The 18,551-nt window shown below is 68.2% G+C and carries 19 protein-coding genes; 12 read left to right on the forward strand and 7 right to left on the reverse strand.

From position 1 onward, the window contains the following. The first annotated feature begins 5 nt into the window (after positions 1–5). From H0264_RS14065 to H0264_RS14075, 3 genes are read left to right on the forward strand one after another with little or no spacing between them, the layout of a single operon-like run. Positions 6–1,193, forward strand: coding sequence for an acyl-CoA dehydrogenase family protein (locus tag H0264_RS14065; protein WP_181584364.1), 1,188 nt, complete (start codon positions 6–8; stop codon positions 1,191–1,193). Beyond that, a complete protein-coding gene (locus H0264_RS14070; RefSeq protein ID WP_181584365.1) occupies positions 1,193–2,377 on the forward strand; it encodes a zinc-binding dehydrogenase in 1,185 nt (394 codons plus the stop codon). Before H0264_RS14065 ends, H0264_RS14070 begins: the two co-directional genes overlap by 1 nt. Then, positions 2,374–3,828, forward strand: a complete 1,455-nt coding sequence (locus tag H0264_RS14075; protein WP_181584366.1) for an NAD-dependent succinate-semialdehyde dehydrogenase — start codon at positions 2,374–2,376, stop codon at positions 3,826–3,828. Before H0264_RS14070 ends, H0264_RS14075 begins: the two co-directional genes overlap by 4 nt. On the opposite strand, the gene H0264_RS14080 is transcribed toward H0264_RS14075, so the two are convergent. Continuing rightward, positions 3,825–4,424, reverse strand: a complete 600-nt coding sequence (locus tag H0264_RS14080; protein ID WP_181584367.1) for a TetR/AcrR family transcriptional regulator — start codon at positions 4,422–4,424, stop codon at positions 3,825–3,827. The two genes, H0264_RS14075 and H0264_RS14080, sit on opposite strands and share 4 nt — an antisense overlap. Positions 4,425–4,674: 250 nt before the next feature. Between H0264_RS14080 and H0264_RS14085 the strand changes: the two genes are divergently transcribed. From H0264_RS14085 to H0264_RS14105, 5 genes are all read left to right on the forward strand, one after another. After that, complete coding sequence (locus H0264_RS14085) at positions 4,675–6,666, forward strand: alkyl/aryl-sulfatase (protein WP_181585541.1); 1,992 nt, start codon at positions 4,675–4,677, stop codon at positions 6,664–6,666. A gap of 84 nt (positions 6,667–6,750) precedes the next feature. After that, positions 6,751–7,071, forward strand: coding sequence for a DUF222 domain-containing protein (locus tag H0264_RS14090; protein ID WP_231086908.1), 321 nt, complete (start codon positions 6,751–6,753; stop codon positions 7,069–7,071). A 67-nt stretch (positions 7,072–7,138) separates the two neighbouring features. Beyond that, positions 7,139–8,434: a VWA domain-containing protein gene (locus H0264_RS14095; RefSeq protein WP_181584368.1), complete on the forward strand. Its 1,296-nt coding sequence runs from the start codon at positions 7,139–7,141 to the stop codon at positions 8,432–8,434. Then, entirely contained in the window at positions 8,431–9,378 is a 948-nt protein-coding gene (locus H0264_RS14100; protein WP_181584369.1) for an ARPP-1 family domain-containing protein, read from the forward strand. Before H0264_RS14095 ends, H0264_RS14100 begins: the two co-directional genes overlap by 4 nt. A 309-nt stretch (positions 9,379–9,687) precedes the next feature. Beyond that, positions 9,688–11,592, forward strand: a complete 1,905-nt coding sequence (locus H0264_RS14105) for an alkyl/aryl-sulfatase (RefSeq protein WP_181584370.1) — start codon at positions 9,688–9,690, stop codon at positions 11,590–11,592. A 4-nt stretch (positions 11,593–11,596) separates the two neighbouring features. Here the strand turns inward: H0264_RS14105 and H0264_RS14110 are convergent, their stop codons facing one another. Further along, the gene (locus tag H0264_RS14110; RefSeq protein WP_181584371.1) at positions 11,597–12,271 is read right to left on the reverse strand and encodes a GAP family protein; all 675 of its coding nucleotides are present in this window, start codon (positions 12,269–12,271) and stop codon (positions 11,597–11,599) included. 128 nt (positions 12,272–12,399) lie between these two features. Beyond that, positions 12,400–12,861, reverse strand: a complete 462-nt coding sequence (locus H0264_RS14115) for a hypothetical protein (RefSeq protein WP_181584372.1) — start codon at positions 12,859–12,861, stop codon at positions 12,400–12,402. A 195-nt stretch (positions 12,862–13,056) separates the two neighbouring features. Between H0264_RS14115 and H0264_RS14120 the strand changes: the two genes are divergently transcribed. Next, the gene (locus H0264_RS14120) at positions 13,057–14,052 is read left to right on the forward strand and encodes a DUF5996 family protein (RefSeq protein ID WP_181584373.1); all 996 of its coding nucleotides are present in this window, start codon (positions 13,057–13,059) and stop codon (positions 14,050–14,052) included. Between the two features lie 43 nt (positions 14,053–14,095). Here H0264_RS14120 and H0264_RS14125 read toward each other — a convergent pair whose 3' ends face one another. The 4 genes from H0264_RS14125 to H0264_RS14140 all read right to left on the reverse strand — a co-directional run bounded on the left by H0264_RS14125 (position 14,096) and on the right by H0264_RS14140 (position 16,383). Continuing rightward, on the reverse strand, positions 14,096–14,851 hold the full coding sequence (locus tag H0264_RS14125; protein WP_181584374.1) for an alpha/beta fold hydrolase: 756 nt from the start codon (positions 14,849–14,851) through the stop codon (positions 14,096–14,098). Between the two features lie 50 nt (positions 14,852–14,901). Continuing rightward, entirely contained in the window at positions 14,902–15,651 is a 750-nt protein-coding gene (locus H0264_RS14130) for an SDR family oxidoreductase (protein WP_181584375.1), read from the reverse strand. 25 nt (positions 15,652–15,676) lie between these two features. Beyond that, entirely contained in the window at positions 15,677–15,901 is a 225-nt protein-coding gene (locus tag H0264_RS14135; RefSeq protein ID WP_181584376.1) for a DUF397 domain-containing protein, read from the reverse strand. Between the two features lie 143 nt (positions 15,902–16,044). Beyond that, entirely contained in the window at positions 16,045–16,383 is a 339-nt protein-coding gene (locus H0264_RS14140) for a hypothetical protein (protein WP_231086895.1), read from the reverse strand. 243 nt (positions 16,384–16,626) lie between these two features. Here H0264_RS14140 and H0264_RS14145 point away from each other — a divergent pair, with 243 nt between their 5' ends. From H0264_RS14145 to H0264_RS14155, 3 genes are all read left to right on the forward strand, one after another. Further along, entirely contained in the window at positions 16,627–17,205 is a 579-nt protein-coding gene (locus H0264_RS14145) for a sigma-70 family RNA polymerase sigma factor (RefSeq protein WP_181584378.1), read from the forward strand. A gap of 183 nt (positions 17,206–17,388) precedes the next feature. Continuing rightward, a complete protein-coding gene (locus tag H0264_RS14150; RefSeq protein WP_181584379.1) occupies positions 17,389–17,976 on the forward strand; it encodes a hypothetical protein in 588 nt (195 codons plus the stop codon). Further along, positions 17,960–18,550, forward strand: a complete 591-nt coding sequence (locus H0264_RS14155; protein ID WP_220139979.1) for a DUF6529 family protein — start codon at positions 17,960–17,962, stop codon at positions 18,548–18,550. The genes H0264_RS14150 and H0264_RS14155 overlap by 17 nt, the downstream gene beginning before the upstream one ends. Position 18,551 lies beyond the last annotated feature (1 nt).

The raw sequence follows: 18,551 nt of genomic DNA on the forward strand, positions 1-18,551 counted from the left end.
GCACAATGGATTTCGATCTCACCCCGGAACAGGAAATGTTGCGCGACACCGTCCGCGACGTCCTCGAACGCGCCTACACCCCCGAACGCCGCGCCGAAATCGTGGCCACCGAGCTCGGCTGGGACCCGGCCGTGTGGCGTACCTTCGCCGAAATCGGCCTGCTCGGCCTGACTTTCGCCGAGGAGGACGGCGGCATGGGCGCGGGCCCCATCGAGGCCATGCTCGTCCTCACCGAACTCGGCCGTCGCCTCGCCCCTGAACCCCTGCTGGACTGCGCCCTGCTGCCCGGCGGCCTCATCGCCCAGGCGGGCACCGACGCCCAGCGCAAGGGCCTGCTGCCCCGCATCGCCGAGGGCGAGCTGCGCGTGGCCTTCGCCCACGGCGAACCCGGCACGCGCTGGCCGGCGGCCGAACTCGCCACGCGTGCCGTGCGCACCGCCGACGGCTGGGCGCTCACCGGCGTCAAACACCCGGTGTCGCATGGTGATTGCGCGGAACTGTTGCTCGTCAGCGCCGTGCTCGCCGGCAACGGCGAGATCCTGCCCGGCAGTTCCGCGATCGAGGCGACCGACCCCCGTCCGGCCGAGACGACGGTGGGCTTGTTCCTGGTCGATCCGACAGCCGCGGGCGTACGCCGCACCGCGTACACCGGACACGACGGCGTGCGCGGCGCGACCATCGAATTCGACCGCGCCGCAGCCGAATTGCTCGGCGATCCGACCGATGTCTCCGGCGCGGTATCCGCCGCTGTCGCGGGTGCGCAGGCCGCCCTGTGCGCCGAGGCGATCGGCGCCATGGAGGAATCGCTGCGGCTCACCACCGAATACCTGAAGACGCGCAAGCAGTTCGGTGTCCCACTGCGCGCCTTCCAGACGCTGACCCAGCGCGCCGCCGACATGTACGTCTCCCTGGAGCTGGCGCGCGGCATGAGCATGTACGCCGCCATGTCGCTGGCCGACGGCGTCGCCGATCCGGTCGTCGCCTCCCGCGCCAAACTGCGAGTCGGCCGCTCCGCCAGGCACATCGGCCAGGAGGCCATCCAGATGCACGGCGGCATCGGCATGACCGCCGAATACCCGGTCGGCCACTACACCGCCCGCCTCACCGCCATCGAGCACAGCCTCGGAGATTCCTCCGACCACCTGCGCTACCTCGGCGGCACCGTGGGCGACCACCAGATGGTCGAGATCTGATGCGCATCACCGGGGCGGTGCTCGAACAGAGCGGCCGCCCGCGCCCCTTCGCCGGCTCGCGCCCGATCACGGTGTGCGAGCTGGAATTGGGCGACCCCGGCCCCACCGAGGTGCTGGTCGCCATCGAGGCGGCCGGGGTGTGCCACTCGGATCTCAGTGTGGTGGACGGCAATCGGCCGCGCCCCCTGCCCATGCTGCTCGGCCACGAGGCCGCGGGCACGGTGCTCGCAACGGGCGAACGGGTGTGGGATGTACGGCCCGGTCAGCGGGTGGTCATGTCCTTCCTGCCCCGCTGCGAGCAGTGCGACGCCTGTGACCGGCAGGGGCAGCTGCCCTGCTCGGCGGGCACGCACACCAACAATGCGGGTGAGCTGCTGCACCATTCGGGCCATCTGTCCCGCGCCGGTGAGCCGATCCGGCACCACCTCGGCGTCTCCGGGTTCGCCACGCACGCCGTGGTGGACCGCGCCTCGGTGGTGCCGGTCGGCGACGACGTGCCACCAGAGGTCGCGGCCCTGTTCGGCTGTGCCGTTCTCACCGGCGGGGGAGCGGTGCTGAATGTGGCGAATCCGCGCCCCGGGGACGGCCTCCTGGTGATCGGCCTCGGCGGCGTCGGCATGGCGGCCGTCCTCACCGCCAAAGCCATTGGCGTGGAACGCATCATCGCCGTCGACCGATTGCCGGAGAAGCTCGCCCTGGCCCGAACGCTGGGCGCCACCGAGGCCTACACCCCGGAGCAGTTGAGCGAGGCGCAGGTCCGGGTGCGCTACGTGATCGAATGCGCCGGCCACCCCTCCGCCTTCGAAACGGCCTACGCCGCAACCGCTCCCGGCGGAACCACCATCACGGTCGGTCTGCCCGCGCCGCAGGCGACGGTGACCTTGAATCCGCTGAGCATCACCGCCGAAGCCCGCACGGTCGTCGGCAGCTACCTGGGCTCGGCGGTTCCGGCACGCGACATCCCACGCTACGAGCAGATGTGGCGAGCGGGGCTGCTCCCGGTGGAACACCTCATCTCGGCCCGCATCGGCCTCGGCGAGATCAACGAGGCGATGGATCAGCTGGCCGACGGCAAGGCCGTGCGGCAGGTCATCGTTTTCGGTGCGAGGCAGACCGACCCGGAGGGCAGGCCGGCCACCGCCGCTCTCGCCGCGAATTCCGGTATGGACAAGGAGATCTCATGACGGTCATGGCCACCGAGCCGCTCGCCGACATCCCGGTGGGGCATTACATCGACGGCCGCTGGACCGATGACGAGGCGACCATGCCGGTGGAGAACCCGGCCACCGGTGCGGTCATCGCCCAGGTCGCCGATGCGCACGCGGGCACCGGCGTCGCGGCCCTGGACGCGGCGGTCGCTGCCCAGTCCGACTGGGCCGCAACCGATCCGCGTCGGCGCTCGGATCTGCTCATGGCGGTTTTCCGGCTGCTGCACGAGCGCGCCGAGCGGTTCGCCACTCTCATCACGCTCGAGATGGGCAAGCCGTATGCCGAGGCGCTGAGCGAGGTCGCGTACGGGGCCGAGTTCCTGCGCTGGTTCGCCGAGGAGGGAGTTCGCGGCGGTGGCAAGTACTTTCGCGCACCGACCGGGGACCGCCGAATTCTGGTGACCCGCCAGGCGGTGGGGCCGGTCTTCGCCATCACGCCGTGGAACTTCCCGCTGGCCATGGTGACTCGCAAGATCGCGCCCGCACTCGCGGCCGGGTGCACCGTGGTGCTCAAGCCGGCACCGCAAACACCGCTCACCGCACTGGAATTCATGCGCGTTCTGCACGACGCGGGGGTGCCGGCGGGCGTGGTCAATTGCCTCACCACCTCGAACGCCGCCGAGGTCTCGACTCCCGTCATCACCGACGAGCGACTGCGCAAGCTCACCTTCACCGGTTCCACGACCGTGGGCAGGCTGCTGCTCGCCCAGGCGTCCCGCCGGGTGCTGCGCACCTCCATGGAACTGGGCGGGAACGCGCCGTTCGTGGTGCTCGAATCGGCCGATCTCGACAAGGCCGTCAGCGGTGCGGTGGCGGCCAAGATGCGCAATACCGGACAGGCCTGTGTGTCCGCCAACCGGTTCCTGGTGCACGAATCGCTGGCCGCCGCATTCGCGCAGCGCCTGGCCGCCCAGCTGGCGGGGCTGCCGGTCGGCGACGGCATGCGGCCCGGCACGCAGGTGGGTCCGCTCATCGATCGCGCGGCGGTCGACCGGGTGGCGGGTTTGGTCGCCGATGCGGTCGATCGGGGTGCGCGGCTGCTTCCCGGCGCCGAAATACCGCAGAGCACAGGCTATTTCGTCGCACCGGCGGTGCTCACCGAGGTCGATCCGGCCGCCCGCGTGCTGCGCGAGGAGATCTTCGGCCCCATCGCGCCGATCACCGCCTTCACCACCACGGACGAGGCGCTCGCCGCCGCCAATGCCACCGAGGCGGGGCTGATCGGATACGTCTACGGCGAAAACCTGGGCGAGACCATGCTGTTCGCCGAAGGGATGCAGACGGGCATGGTCGGCGTCAACACCGGTGTCGTCTCCGATGCGGCCGCACCGTTCGGCGGAGTCAAGGCGTCCGGCATCGGCCGTGAGGGTGGCAGCGAAGGATTGGAGGAGTACCTGGAGACCAAGTACATCGGCGTGGCGTTCTAGCGTTCCCCGGCGGCGAACAGTGCGCGCAGCGCCCTGGTGATCGCTCGCGACGCCTCGGCCTGCGACAATCCGCGCCGATCCATCAGCTGGTGGCGGTACGCCCAGCCCACGGTGGCCTCGACCAGATCGAGCAGTTCGGCATCGGTCTCCCCGCCGCGGGTGAGCTCCGGGCCGAAGGTGCGGGCCAGGGCTTCGCGAATCCGATTGTCGGTCAGCCGCATCCGCTCGTCGATCGCCGGAATCGACTGGGACTCCAGCAGTCCCAGCAGCCGCGGATTGCGCTGCGCCGCGAAGATCGCCTCGCTCTGCCCGAGCACGGCGGTGATCCGCTCCTCCAGTGGCAGTGCCGGATCCGGGGTCACGACCAGCGATTCCACCAGATCGGACTGTGCCTCCACGGCCGCCACCCGCAGATCGTTGCGTCCGGGAAAGTGCACGAAGATGCTGCGCTCGGACACTCCGGCCCGGTCGGCGATGTCCTTGGCGGTCGGAATGAACCTGCCGTCCTTGATCGCCGTCAGCAGCGCGTCGACGATCGCCTTGCGCGTCTGCTCGGGATTGCGCCTGCGGCGGCGCACGGTCGTGCCGTCACTCATAGCTGCATCCGATCACAACACGCGCGGCGATGTCGTACCGGGTGTGGGCGGCAGGTCTATAGCCGCTATTGCAGAATGACTGCAATAGCGGCTATAGTCGGCATGACAGCGAATCAACGGCTAACCATGCTCGGCGTGGACGCGAACCGTTCGCGCCGGTGACAGACAGGAGATCGAAGTGGCTGACGGCGACCAGGTCGGTGACACGGAGAATCCGGGCGGCAGGCGGTTCGCGGTATCCCGGCGCGGCATGTTCGGGGTCGGGGCGGCGGCGCTCGCCGCGGTCGGCGTGGGCGGCACGCTCAGCGGGTGCGGCTCCTCCGACGAGGTCAATCCCTCGGCGACGCAGACCGATCCGACCGATCACGTGGTCGCGGCCAACCGGAAGATCGCCGAGAGCTACCCGTTCTCCGACACCGTCGACTTCGCCGACGCCGACCACGGCTTCATCGCTGATCTGAAGCCCGGCGTCGTCAAGGATGCCAATGGGAAAGTGGTGTGGGACAACGATTCCTACGGCTTCCTGCGGGGCACCTGCCCGTCTTCGGCCAATCCGAGCCTGTGGCGGCAGTCGCAGCTGGTGGTCAAGCAGGGTCTCTACGAGGTGGCTCCCGGCTTCTACCAGGTGCGCGGCCTGGACCTGTCGAACATGACCATCATCGAGGGCGACAGGGGCATCATCGTCATCGATCCGCTCATCTCCACCGAAACGGCGGCCGCCGGTCTCGCGCTCTACCGTGAACACCGTGGCAATCGACCGGTTACCGGACTGATCTACACCCACTCGCACGTCGACCACTTCGGCGGCACCCTGGGCGTCGTCGCCCGCGAGGACGTGGAGTCCGGGCGCGTCCCGGTGCTCGCCCCCGTAGGGTTCCTCGAGCACGCCGTCTCCGAGAACATCTATGCCGGCACCGCCATGGCCCGCCGTGCCGCTTACATGTACGGCGCCGCCCTGCCGCGCGGCGAGAAGGGCCAGATCGGCGCGGGCCTGGGCCAGACCACCTCCACCGGCACCGTCACCCTCATCGACCCCACCATCGACATCACCGCCACCGGGCAACAGGAGGTGATCGACGGCGTCCGCATGGTGTTCCAGATGACCCCCGGCACCGAGGCCCCGTCGGAGATGAACTTCTACTTCCCCGACCGCCGCATCCTGTGCATGGCCGAGAACGCCGTGCACACCCTGCACAATGTCCTCACCCTGCGCGGCGCGCTGGTGCGCGACCCGCACGTGTGGTCCAAGTACCTCACCGAATCCATCAATCTCTATGCGCGCCAATCGGATGTGGTGTTCTCCTCGCACCACTGGCCCATCTGGGGCACCGACAAGATCGTGGAATACCTTTCCCTGCAACGGGATCTGTACGGCTACCTCAACGACCAGTCACTGCGCCTGCTCAACCAGGGCTACGTGGGCAGTGAGATCGCCGAGATGATGCAGGTCCCGCCCGCCATCCAGCAGGCGTGGTTCACCCATGGCTACTACGGCTCGGTGTCGCACAATGTGAAGGCCATCTACCAGCGCTACATGGGTTGGTTCGACGGCAATCCGGCGCACCTGTGGGAGCATCCGCCGGTCGACTCCGCCAAGCGGCACGTGGACGCCATGGGCGGCGCGGACAGCGCCCTGAAGACCGCCCAAAAGGCGTACGACAGTGGAGATTTCCGCTGGGCGGTGCAGGTCACCAACTATGTGATCTTCGCCGACCCGGACAACAAGAAGGCCAAGGACCTCGAGGCGAGCGCCTTCGAACAGCTCGGCTACGGCTCCGAATGCGCCACCTGGCGCAACTTCTACCTCTCCGGTGCGTACGAACTCCGCAACGGCTCCTTCGGCACGCCCACCTCGGCCAACTCCAAGGGCCTGCTCGCCGCCCTCACCGTCGATCAGGCCTTCGACGCGATCTCCCTGGTCATCGATGGCCCGAGGGCCTGGGACACCCGCATCACCACCGACTGGCGCTTCAGCGACGACAACAATCGAGTGCACCGCGCCGAACTGCGCAATGGTGTGCTGATCCACTACGACCGCTGGCCCGGCGACGACCTGCCCGCCCCCGACGCCACCGTCACCCTCACCCGCGGCGCCTTCCTGCAGAACATGCTGGCGGGTGGCAGTATGCAGGACGCCGTGGTCAAGGGCGAGGTCAAGATCGACGGAAACCCGGCCGTCCTCCTGCAATTCAAGAACCTGGTCACCAAGCCGGACCCCAACTTCGCCATCGTCACCCCCTGACCCCGGGGCGGCGGACCTCATCCCGCCGCCTCCGAAAATCCGAATACTCGAACATATGTTCTATCGTGAGGTAGGCTGCTGCGGGTGACCACACATTCGACCGCGCTGGCGCCGAATGCTCCAGCATCGGGATGGCCGGACCTGGCAGATGTCGACCTGCTGCGCACCCTCGTCGAAACCGAACGCCGCCGGCGGCGGCTGGATGCCGCCATGCGGGCGGCCGTCGCCGAAGCCGAGCGCCGTGGCCTCGCCGCGGACACCGGCTACCGGGACACCGTGGACCTATTGACCGACCTGCTGCGGATCAGCACCCACGAGGCGCGCCGCCGAATCGAATACGCCGCCGCTCCGCCGCCCCGCTCACGTTCCAGGAAGGTATGGCGCGTGCTGGCGGCAGCCAGCTGAACTCAATACCCTTGGTGCGTAATAAAATCGGTGGATTCGGAGTAGGCGCGGTTTCTACACTTCAGTGATGAACACCGCAGAAATTCTCGACCACTTCCGCAGCCGCGGCGCGCCACTGGTGTTGTCCAGGGCCGGCGCTGTGGTGTGGGATGACGCGGAATTCCATGAGGCCGCTTATATTTCGGATCCCGAGGGATACGCGCTGCTGGCGCTGGTTCCCGGCGTGCGGGACGCACAGCGGGCCCGGGTGCTTTTGCAGGTGCTCCGGGTTTCCAGGGCGGGATTGAGCGAGGAAAGCCGCGTGGTTCTCGATAAGTGCACTCGGGCACTGATTTTCGGGATTCCGCCGAATTCTGTTGTCACCGTGCTGCTGGCGCTCCGGCGTATGCGGGCCAACCATAAGCATGTGGCCCGGGGGATTCTGAGCTTTGTGCTCGATCATCCGGATGGGGAATTGCTCATCGCGGCGCGGCGGCCCGCGTTGCGGGATGCTTTCGAGCATGCGCTGGGCAAGGCGACCGCGCGCGGGTGCGCCCGGCTGATTGCCCAAGGCGACGTCGGGTCTGCCGAGCTGCGGCGGAAACTGTTGCGGTTCAGCGCTGATCCGGCGGTGGCGGTGCAGCGGGTGGCACAGCTGTACGGGGCGGGCATCCACGGGGTGCCCGCACTGACCGACGCGGTGCGGCCGCTGGAGCTGGTTCGGATTCGGCAGCCGATCGTCACGGTCACCAATCGCGGGGATATCGCGGCCACGCTGGTGCATGTCCACCGCGGGGTGCAGGCTGCCGAATTGCATACCGCCCTGGGTGATTACGTCACCGCGGCCGTGCGGGAACTGCCTCGGCTGGCAGGCCGGGTGGCGCTGGTGCTGGACGCTTCGGAGTCCATGCGCGGGTACGGGGATCGAGAGTGGGCGCTGCTGTCGCAGGCCGAGGCGCTGCGCCTGGTGCTGGCGCGGGTCTGCGCGGAGCTCGCCGTGGTCGAGGTCGGCGCGCATCAGGCCGGGCCCACCGACCTCGCGATGGGAGTGCTGGACGCGCTGGCGCAGAGTCCCGACCTGGTCGTGGTGGTCACCGACGGATACGAGAACCGGATGCCCGGGGACCTGGCGCGGGTGGCGGCGACGCTGCCCGGGATCGGGGTCCGGACGCCGATTCTGTTGTGCCTGGCCACTTTCACCGCCAGCGACAATCGGAGTCTCCGCGATCCCGCGCCGGCGCTGCCGCACGAGAGCTTCTGGCATCAGGACGATTTCGGTGCGCTGCTGCCGTGGCTGTTCGCGCACAGCCCGCACGGCGGGGACTGGATTCGCACTGCCGCAACACGATTCCTGGATCGTCGGCTCGAAGGAGTGACACCATGACCGGACTCGAGACACTGGTTCGCGCACCCGTCGACCTGAGCGGGTATCGGCTCGGTGCGCCGCAGCGGGCGGGAGCACTCACCATGGTGCCGGTGCACGGGCCGCAGCGGCCGGGCATCGTGCCGCCGCGATCGGGGCTGAAGCTGAATCGCGTTGTCGGATACGGGAGTGTGGAGTTGCGCAATGGCTCGCCCTCCGGGGTGGCCATCGTGCCGCTGCACATCGGCTACATCCAGGAGGGCGCGCAGAATCACGCGCTGTGCTCGGCCGCGCTCCTGGGTGCGGGGGAGACCCGCCTGTTCCGGGATGCCTGCTGCGTGCAGGCGGCGCAGGGTGGCTATCTGGAGGGCCGCGATCAGTGGTTCTTCGTGCTGCCGCTGGAGCTGCGCGCGAAGGCCCTGACGCTGCGCGGGCAGGAAGGGTATTCCAAGCTGTGGCAAGAGATTTCGGCCGTCAACCGGCGGTACCAGCTGCCGGCGCGCGGGCACCTCGAGCAGATTCTCACCCGCCAGCGCGCGGTGCTCACCCAGTTCCGCAGCCGGCTGGAGCTGCTGCCCGGTCAGCTGGGCGCGCTGTTCTTCGTCGGAAAGAAGTTCGCGGGCCTGGAGATCGCGCCCGACCCGCGCTTCTTCGCCGAGATGTGGATGCCGCTGGTGTGCTTCGCCTACGGTGTGGCCGCCTGGCAGCAGGAGCCGGAGCCGCCCGGGGGTGAGCCGTTCCCGGTCGCCGATCTGACGCACCTGCGCGCCGCCCTCGAGCGCGACCGGGCCCGCGCGGCCGCGGAGGTGCTGTCCTGGATGCCCGCCCAGGCTCCGATCCAGACCGTGGAGGAGGAGCGCTACCTGGACCTGCGGCTGCACACCGTCACCGGCGGCGGCCTCACCGGCCAGCTGGTGGGCGAGCACGACCGGCTGGTGTACGCCTCACTCTTCGCGGCGAATTAAATAGGTTGCGCCACAACTGAACAGCGGAGAATATAGGAGTACGGGAACTGAGCCGGGCACGACGGAAATCAACTTCGTTCCAGATGAAGATATGACTCGCCACGCAGCGATGAAAATCGATCCGTCATTGCGCCGGCCGCCTGTCCCGTACTTACTCCGTGATCCCCCGGTGAGATTCCCGATTCTCACCCGGGGGATTTCCCCTTTTCCGCGTGGCGGTACCCCGCGCACCGGCGCGATTCCAGCACAGTGGAGTTGCCAGGAATTTGCCATCACGCCGGTCCGCCCGGCGGGAACAGGAGACGGGCAGTGGGAGCACCGACGGAACCGAGCGAATACATCGTGCAAAAGCAGCAGCGGGCCATCGCGGAACTGCCCTTCGGCAATACCGTCGACCAGGCCGACGCCGACCGTGGTTTCATCGCTGCTCTGGAACCGGGCACGGTGCGCGACGCCGCCGGAAAAGTCGTGTGGGACACCGAGTCCTACAGCTTCCTGCAGGGCACCTGCCCGTCCTCGGTGCACCCCAGCCTGTGGCGGCAGTGCGGCCTCACCCTGCGCCAGGGTCTCTACGAGGTGACCGAGGGCATCTACCAGATCCGCGGCCTGGACCTGTCGAACATGACCCTGGTCGAGGGCCGGACCGGCGTGATCGTCATCGACCCGCTCATCTCGGAGGAGACCGCCCGCGCCGGGCTCGCACTGTATCGCGCCCATCGCGGCGACAAGCCGGTCACCGGTCTCCTCTACACCCACTCGCACGTGGATCACTTCGGCGGCGCCATGGGCGTCACCACCGTCGAGGACGCCGAGTCCGGTCGCTGCCCGGTGCTGGCCCCCGCCGGGTTCCTCGAGCACGCCGTCGCCGAAAACGTCTACGCCGGAACGGCAATGGGCCGCCGCGCCGCCTACATGTACGGCGCCGCCCTGCCCCGCGGCCCGAAGGGGCAGGTGGGTGCGGGCCTGGGCCAGACCACCTCGACCGGCACCGTCAGCCTCATCGCCCCCACCCTCGACATCACCCACACCGGCCAGGAGGAGACGATCGACGGCGTTCGCATCGTCTTCCAGATCACTCCCGGCACCGAGGCCCCGTCGGAGATGAACTTCCACTTCCCCGACCGTCGCGCCCTCTGCATGGCGGAGAACGCCACCCACACCCTGCACAATCTGCTCACCCTGCGCGGCGCCCTGGTGCGCGACCCGCACGTCTGGGCCAAGTACCTCACCGAGTCGATCAACCTGTTCGCCTACGACGCCGATGTCGTGTTCGCCTCCCACCACTGGCCCACCTGGGACACCGAGCGATTGGTGGAATACCTCGCGCTGCAACGCGACCTGTACGCCTACCTGCACGACCAGACGCTGCGCCGGCTGAATCAGGGCTACGTGGGCGCCGAGATCGCCGAAATGCTGCAGCTCCCACCGGCGGTCGACACGGCCTGGGCCAATCGCGGCTACTACGGCTCGGTCTCGCACAATGTGAAGGCCATCTACCAGCGCTACATGGGCTGGTTCGACGGCAACCCGGCCCACCTGTGGGAGCATCCCCCGGTCGAAAGCGCCAAGCGCCACGTGGAATTCATGGGCGGCGCGGAGGAAACCCTGCGCAAGGCGCGCGTCTCCTTCGACAACGGCGACTACCGCTGGACCGCGCAGGTGCTCAACTACGTGATCTTCGCCGATCCCTCCAATGCGGCCGCGAAAACCCTGCTGGCCTCCACCTACGACCAGCTCGGCTACGGCGCGGAGAACTCCACCTGGCGCAACTTCTATCTGATGGGCGCCTACGAACTGCGCAATGGCAATATCGGCACCCCCACCACGCCGAACGCGCCCAGCATGCTGGCCGCCCTGTCGGTCGACCAGGTCTTCGACGCCCTGGCGCTGCGCCTGGACGGCCCCCGGGCCTGGCACGAAAAGGCCATCAGCGATTGGCGTTTCACCGACGAGAACCGGATACACCGGCTCGAACTGCGCAATGGCGTACTGCTGCACTACGACCGCCCGGACCGCGACGACCTGCCGCAGGCCGACGTCACCTTCACCCTGACCCGCCCCACCCTGATCGGCGTCCTGCTGGCCGGTCAGGATCTGGGCGCGGCCGTGCAGTCCGGCGCGCTCGCGATCGCCGGTGACGCACAGGGTTTCACGAAACTCGTGGCCCTGTTCGACGAGCCGAACCCCGACTTCGCCATCGTCACACCGGATTAGACGCTCACAGCAGCCCGCTGAGCCCGTCGCCGAAGGTCTTCACGCCGAGCAGGGTCAGCAGCATCGCCATGATCCCGGCGTGGTTGCGGACCGTCCACTCCTTCCAGCGCTCCAGGGTGCCGTGCGCCCTGGAGCCACCGAAGTAGTGCACCCCCAACGGAATCAGAATGCACAGCGACGCGATCACGATGAACACCACCACCGCGAGCGTGCGCGCCAGACTCCCGGCCGAGCCCTCGGCGACCGTCACCCCGCCCACCGCGATCTGCGTGATGTTCTTCGGATTGCTCAGCGCCAGCACGGCTCCCAGCGCCACACAGCGCCCCGGCGTGAACTCGTCCAATGCCCGCAAGCGCGGCGGCAGTTCGCCGCCGGTCTCGAGCGCATTGTGAATCCGCAACTGCCGCAGCGCCATCAGCAGGATGAGCACGCCGAACACCACCCGGAACCACGGTATCCAGCTCGCCGGGTGCCCGTCGCGATGCGCTCCCGCCTCCTCGCCGATCACCACCAGCGCAAGCAGCCCCGCCGTCACGGCCGTCACCCAGCCCAGCGCGAACGCGAGGGCGTTCTTGCGCCCGTGCGGCCCGGCCAGAATCAGAATCACCGCGATGATCGCCAGCGGGCTGATCGCCACGCCCACGGCGTGCATGAGGATCTGACCGGTCGCATTCTGCATGGAATCTCCCGTCGGCCGTGCTCCGCACCGGATCGAACCGACTTCGAGATTAGCCACACGGTTGCTCGAGAAAGGACATCGGCGCGCCAACGGTCATCCGCGTGGTCGATCGCGGCGATCGGTCCCGGCTACCGCGGTACGTCGTGCAGCGACGGCGACATGGCCGGCCAGATCCCGCCGGGCGGCTCCGAGACGATCAATGGCGGTTCGGCCGGTCGGTAGAGGCGCGTCGCACGGGCCGTCACCAGAGGTGCCCGGCGGCGTGGGTCCTCCTCCGGGCGGATGGTCTCCGCCGCCGGACAGCGCGGATGGGTGCGGATCGCGGCGCTGAAGAGATGGAATTCGGCGGCGGGTACGCACACCTCGCGGTACGGATGGCGGGGCGCCACGCGGCGTCGTGGCCCGGGGATGACCACGCCGCGGCGGCGGGTCGCGCCCTCCTGGGCGAGCACCCAGGTGTGCAGGGCGGGGGAGGCGATGCTGGGCAGATATTCGACGGCGCGGTCCCATTCGAGGCCGTCGACCTGGGTGGGGTCGGGAACCGCGGTGACGACGACGGCATATGCCGTACCCACGGTGACGTCCGCCATGCGGATCAACCCCCTGTCCGGTTTGTCCTGCGTTGCGCGGGGAATGTTCAGGATACTTCGAAAGATATTGCACTACTGAGTATTTCGCTGTTGTCGCAGGTATGTTGCGGGCTCCTGGAAAATAGCTGAGTAGCATACGAAACGAACTGTCCTCGACGTCGAACACGACCGTCACCAGCGAAAGTGGGCGCGGACATGGCTAATGCCACAGGTGTGCAGCAACTCGCGGCCGATTCGGGGGAGGTGCTGCCCGCGCTCCCGCTCGACGCGTGGCGGCCCACCAAGGAAACCTTGCACAGGTATGCACAGATTGTCGGAAAGGTCGCGTTGGCCAAGGGCATCCGGCGCAATCACTGGTGGCACATGACCTACCGGCTCACCGCGCGCGGCTGGACCACGGTTCCCCTCGGCAGCACCGACGGCCCGGTGTTCACCTGCGCCTTCGACTTCTTCGACCACGTGCTGCGGATCTCCACCGATCACGGCACCCGCGAGGAGATCCCGCTGGAGAACCAATCCGTGGGCAGCTTCTACGGCGAGGTCATGAACGGGCTGAACAATCTGGGCGTGGACGTCACCCTCGCCCACCCCACGCCCTACGATTTGCCCGATCATGGCCGGCCCTTCGCGGACGACGACGAACACCACCACTACGACGCGGCCGCCGCCCGCCGCGCCTTCCGGGTGACCAGCCGCATGGGACGCATTCTCGAGGAATTCAGCGCCACCTATTCCGGCAAGATCAGCCCGGTCCAATTGTTCTGGCACAGCTTCGATCTGGCCGTGCAGCGTTTCTCGGATCGGCACATCGACCTGCCGGACAGCGTGAATTCCGTGACCCGCGAAGCCTATTCGCGCGAAGTCATCAGCGCCGGATTCTGGTTCGGCGACGACAAGGTGCCGGCGCCCACCCTCTACTCCTACACCGCCCCCGAACCCGAAGGGCTGAGCGAGATTCCGCTGCTGCCCGCCGCCGCGCACTGGGTGTCCTCCGGCTCCGGGCACAGCGCCTACCTCGACTACGACGCCCTGCGCGCCACCCCCGACCCGGTGGGCGCGGCCCTCGACTTCTATCAATCCGCCTACAGCGCCGGCTCGCGGCTGGCCGGTTGGGATGCCCGCGCCCTGTCCTGCCCCGGCGGCATCACCGATCCGCTACTGGAGACCCCGACCCCCGGCTGGCCGGAATGAGAATGCCCCCGACGCCGACGGGACGCGGCCCCGGCGGTGGTTGCTACTTCAGGAATTCGACCAGCGCGGCGGAGAATCCGGGATCCATGGTCGCGGTGAGGTGATCGCCGGGCACCAGCGCGAGGCGGGCGTCCGGGAAGGCCGCGGCCAGGCGTTCGGGTTCGGCGGCGAAGGGATCGCCGGTGCCGGCCAGCACGAGCGTGGGGACGGTGACTCCCGCGACGGTGTCGATCGGCGCGGCATTCAAACCGGTGGCGACCACGGCAATGGCGTCCCGGTCCGCGCCCACCGCGTCGGCCAGCACCCGGAACATGGTGGCGTGCGGATTGGCCGCGGTGGAGCCGTCGCCGCGCATGACCGCGGTGATATCGCCGGAATCGATGACCCGCCAGTCGATGCCGCCGCAGTCCACCACCCCGCAGCCGACGCCACCGACCGCCAGCCGCCGCACCCGCTCGTCGGCGTCGGCGACCAGCAGCGAGATGATCGCGCCCATCGAATAACCCACCAGCGCAACCTGATCCAGCGCCAGCTCATCGAACAGCGCCCGCACATCGGCGGCCATCGCGCCCCACGAATAGCGGGCGGGATCATGCGGCTTCTCCGAGCGGCCGTGCCCGCGCGCATCCAGGGAGATGACGTGATGCCCGGCCGCCTGTAGCGCCGCCACCACACCGACGCTCATCCAGTTGGCGTTGGTGTCGGCGACGATGCCGTGCTGGAGCACGACCGGCATCCCCTCGCCCTCCCACACCGTGTAATTGAGCTGCAAGCCGTCCCAGGTGGTGAACTTCGCCATCGCGCCGATCCTAATCGCGCTGCTCGCGCGGGTCGAGGTTTCGACGGGTTTCAGCTCATCTTCGCCATGAAGGCGCGGGGGAGGCGCGGCATGACGAAATCGAGTACCCGCCAAGGCCATTCGGGCACACAGGCGCGCACCGCCTCGCGTTCGATGGCGGCCACCATGGAATTCACGCCCTTGTCCAGTGGCGCGACGAGTTTGACATCGCCCGCGCGAGCGGACATATCGGTCGCGATGAATCCCGGCTGCACCGTGCTGACCTTGATCGGCGTGCCACGCAATTCGATCGCCAGCCCTTCCCCGAGCGCCGACAGCCCGGCCTTGCTGGCCGAGTACGCGGCCTTCGCGCCCGGCAGTCCGCGCACGGCGCTCATGGACGAGATGAGCACCAGATGTCCGGATTCCTGCTTCCGGAATATCGACAGCGCTGCCTCGGCCTGCGCCAGCGCACTCACGAAATTCGTGGTGGCCGTAGCGATATTGGCGTCCGCGCGACCGGTGCCCAGGCGCGCGCCCTTACCGATCCCGGCATTCACGATGACCCGATCCAGCCCGCCGAGTTCGGCCCGCAACTCCTCGAAGACCTTCGGCACCGCGGCATGATCGTCCACGTCCAGCGCCCGCACCGCGACCGTGATGCCCGGATTCGCGGCGAGCAGTTCCGCGCGCAGCTCCTCCAGATTCGACACCCGCCGTGCGCACAGCGCCAGATCGCGGCCACGCCGCGCGAATTCGCGGGCCATCCCCGCGCCCAGTCCGGAACTCGCCCCGGTGATGAGAATCTTCTGCCTGGTCATACGGCCACCCTAGCCGCCGGTGCGCTCAGGCGAGATCGTCGAATTCCCCGGCCTTGCACCCGGCGATCCACGCCGCGACCTCGGCCCGCCGGAACACCAGCGCCCCGGCCGTGGTGTCCTTGCTGTCGCGGACGGCCACCGTGCCGTCCGGCAGCACCGCCATTTCCACACATTGGCCATTGGGGCCGCTGAAGCTGCTCTTGCGCCAGCGCGCGGTCGAATTCTGCTCTGACGGTTCGCTGTTCGTCATATCCGTACCTCGGTGAGTGCCATTCGCGGCGCGGCACCATTGCCACGGGATCGCCGTATCCGTGCGGTGATCCCATGACCGAGTACCCAATTCATCGACGGCTACGGCGGAAACCGTTCACCCCAATGAAATTGGACGTGTCATCAACCGAAGGAGCCCGTGGATACCGGAGGCACCATACGCCAGGCGCCGCAGTTCTCGGTGCTGAATGCCACATCGGTCGACTTGATCTCCACGCGCACCGGATGGGTGCGGGTGAAATCGCTGGCGATGAGGTAGTAGTTCGGATCCGGATAATCGCCGGGCTGCTGGACTTTCCACAGCCGCTTCCACCAGCAGCCACCCTCATTGGGGGTGCCGTCGGCCTGATAAGTGCCCGGCTTCAGATCGACATTCACCAGATAGAGCCCGTCCACGGTGATCTCGGATGCCGGTTCGGCGGCGGCGAGTCCGGTGGCGGTCAGGGTCAGCGCGGAAGCCATGGCTCCCGCTATCGCAAGCGCGCGTGCACGCACAGTGGTCCTCCCTTGCGTTGCTTTCCGCCCGGCGTCCCGTCACGGGCGGTGTGGGGATCCCCGCGTCTCCCGGGAGGGGTCTACCAGAAATAGTGCTCGAATTCGGCCGAAACGGTGAAATTAATGCCGACCGGTTTGACTCGTGTCGCCTCCCGAATATGGGCAATCCTCACCGATGCTCTTTTGGGTGGTCCCGACGATATTCAGGGCATGAGAAGACTCCGACCCCTCGGGGCCAGCACCTCCACCGGCCCGCCCACCTGTACCGAACGCTGTGCCCGCCTGTGCACCGACACCGGCCTGGCCGATGTGCTCGCCGCCGACAAGGCTCTGCTGCACTGGCGCGCCATGCGCCGCCTCGGCGACGCCGGCATCGCCGAACACGCCGTCCAGGAGACCCTGCTGCGGGCCTGGCGGGCGTGCGCCACCTACAACCCCGACCGCGGCAGCGTCCGCACCTGGCTGCTCACCATCGAACGCAATGTCCTCACCGACATCGCCCGGGTGCGCGCCACCCGGCCCGGCGACACCATCTGGGACGAACTGACCGAACTCACCGAGGGCCGCAGCGCCGGACCCGATTTCGCCGAACACGTCAGCGACGGCCTGCTGGTCGCCGAACTCCTCGCCCACCTTCCCGACCCGCAACGCGACGCCGTCGTGCAGGTGATCCTGCGCGACCGCGCCTACCAGGACGTCGCCCAGGATCTCGGCATCCCGGTCGGCACCGTGAAAACCCGCGTCCACTACGCACTCCGCTCGCTACGCCAGCTTCCGATCAGCGCGTAACCGAGTTCTCGATACCGGCGCTAGGGCAGTAGCGCTTCGGTTCCTCGCGGATTCAGATTCCGCACCAACCACCCTGTACGGCGGCAAGGCCCCTTGCCGTCCCGAGCAGCGACGGCCCGAACCGATCGGGTGTTCAGCGCCGAATTCTCAGATACTTGAAACCTATTCGACCAGGAGCTTCCGATGAAACGCGCCGGGCCATATCTCACGCTTGCCGCCGCCGCGATTCTCGGCGGTGGGCTGCTGGTGACCAACACCCTCACCGGGTTGAGCCGTGACGCGGACTCCGCACGTCCGGCCGCGACCGCTCCGGGAACCTCGACCGTGACGAACTTCCCACAGCAGGCCGACTACATGACGGTGATCTCGACCGATGCCAAGCCGATCACGCTGTCGCTGACGGTGACCGGAGTGAAGGCCGTCGGGTACGCGTGCGACGGCGCGTCCGTCGAGACGTGGCTGCGCGGCGCTGCCGAGGCCGGTCGAATGGTATTGAAAGGCAACAATTCCCAGCTGGAGGGCACGCTCGAAGGTGATGCCGTGCGCGGCACCCTGACCCTGGCGGAGCGCACCTACGATTTCACCGCGCCGCAGGTGCAACCCCCGGCCGGCATCTACCTCGCCCGCACCGATTCCGGGCGCGACAGCTGGATCGTCGGGCCCGACGGTTCCGTCACCGGCGTACGCCGCGCACCGGACGGATCCACTTCGCCCGCACCGGATCTCGCTCCGAACGCACGGAAGGTCGACGGCGATGACAACGATTTCTGATCCCGCACACGGGAATTCGGCGCACGGAAGCCCGGCGCAGCGCGCCACCACCGGCGCCATCGTGCTGATCGTGCTCGCGGGCGCGGGCGTCGCGCTCTCCCTGGGCATCTACGGCGCGGTGCATCAGCCCCGCGGCTATGCGGTGAGCCTGGCCGGCTTCTCCAGCCCCGGCGCCGTGAAATCCTGGCTCGCCACGGTCGTGGTGCTGCTCGCCGCCGGACAGGATCTCAGCGCCCTCATCATGTACGGCTTGATCCCGAAAATCCGTGGCGGACGGTGGGTTTCGTTCTGGCACATCTGGTCGGGACGGCTGGCGGTGCTGATCAGCCTGCCGGTGGCCGTGCACTGCCTGTACGCCTTCGGCTTCGAGTCCTACAGCACCCGCGTGCTGGTGCACTCGCTGCTCGGCTGCCTGGTCTACGGCATCTTCGTCACCAAGATGCTGCTGCTCACCCGCCGCGGGCTGCCCGGCTGGGTGATCCCAGTGGCCGGAGGGCTGCTCTTCACCGTGTTCGTGGGACTCTGGTTCACGTCCGCGGTCTGGTATTTCCGGGTCAAGGGCTTCGCGGCCTGAG

The sequence above is a fragment of the Nocardia huaxiensis genome, assembly GCF_013744875.1.
Taxonomy (GTDB): Bacteria; Actinomycetota; Actinomycetes; order Mycobacteriales; family Mycobacteriaceae; genus Nocardia; species Nocardia huaxiensis.

What these genes read in the sequence shown, in the direction of transcription:
- H0264_RS14065 (WP_181584364.1), top strand. Translation starts at nt 6, where the DNA reads ATGGATTTCGATCTCACCCCGGAACAGGAAATGTTGCGCGACACCGTC.
- H0264_RS14070 (WP_181584365.1), top strand. Translation starts at nt 1,193, where the DNA reads ATGCGCATCACCGGGGCGGTGCTCGAACAGAGCGGCCGCCCGCGCCCC.
- H0264_RS14075 (WP_181584366.1), top strand. Translation starts at nt 2,374, where the DNA reads ATGACGGTCATGGCCACCGAGCCGCTCGCCGACATCCCGGTGGGGCAT.
- H0264_RS14080 (WP_181584367.1), bottom strand. Translation starts at nt 4,424, where the DNA reads ATGAGTGACGGCACGACCGTGCGCCGCCGCAGGCGCAATCCCGAGCAG.
- H0264_RS14085 (WP_181585541.1), top strand. Translation starts at nt 4,675, where the DNA reads ATGTTCGGGGTCGGGGCGGCGGCGCTCGCCGCGGTCGGCGTGGGCGGC.
- H0264_RS14095 (WP_181584368.1), top strand. Translation starts at nt 7,139, where the DNA reads ATGAACACCGCAGAAATTCTCGACCACTTCCGCAGCCGCGGCGCGCCA.
- H0264_RS14100 (WP_181584369.1), top strand. Translation starts at nt 8,431, where the DNA reads ATGACCGGACTCGAGACACTGGTTCGCGCACCCGTCGACCTGAGCGGG.
- H0264_RS14110 (WP_181584371.1), bottom strand. Translation starts at nt 12,271, where the DNA reads ATGCAGAATGCGACCGGTCAGATCCTCATGCACGCCGTGGGCGTGGCG.
- H0264_RS14115 (WP_181584372.1), bottom strand. Translation starts at nt 12,861, where the DNA reads ATGGCGGACGTCACCGTGGGTACGGCATATGCCGTCGTCGTCACCGCG.
- H0264_RS14120 (WP_181584373.1), top strand. Translation starts at nt 13,057, where the DNA reads ATGGCTAATGCCACAGGTGTGCAGCAACTCGCGGCCGATTCGGGGGAG.
- H0264_RS14125 (WP_181584374.1), bottom strand. Translation starts at nt 14,851, where the DNA reads ATGGCGAAGTTCACCACCTGGGACGGCTTGCAGCTCAATTACACGGTG.
- H0264_RS14130 (WP_181584375.1), bottom strand. Translation starts at nt 15,651, where the DNA reads ATGACCAGGCAGAAGATTCTCATCACCGGGGCGAGTTCCGGACTGGGC.
- H0264_RS14135 (WP_181584376.1), bottom strand. Translation starts at nt 15,901, where the DNA reads ATGACGAACAGCGAACCGTCAGAGCAGAATTCGACCGCGCGCTGGCGC.
- H0264_RS14140 (WP_231086895.1), bottom strand. Translation starts at nt 16,383, where the DNA reads ATGGCTTCCGCGCTGACCCTGACCGCCACCGGACTCGCCGCCGCCGAA.
- H0264_RS14145 (WP_181584378.1), top strand. Translation starts at nt 16,627, where the DNA reads ATGAGAAGACTCCGACCCCTCGGGGCCAGCACCTCCACCGGCCCGCCC.
- H0264_RS14150 (WP_181584379.1), top strand. Translation starts at nt 17,389, where the DNA reads ATGAAACGCGCCGGGCCATATCTCACGCTTGCCGCCGCCGCGATTCTC.
- H0264_RS14155 (WP_220139979.1), top strand. Translation starts at nt 17,960, where the DNA reads ATGACAACGATTTCTGATCCCGCACACGGGAATTCGGCGCACGGAAGC.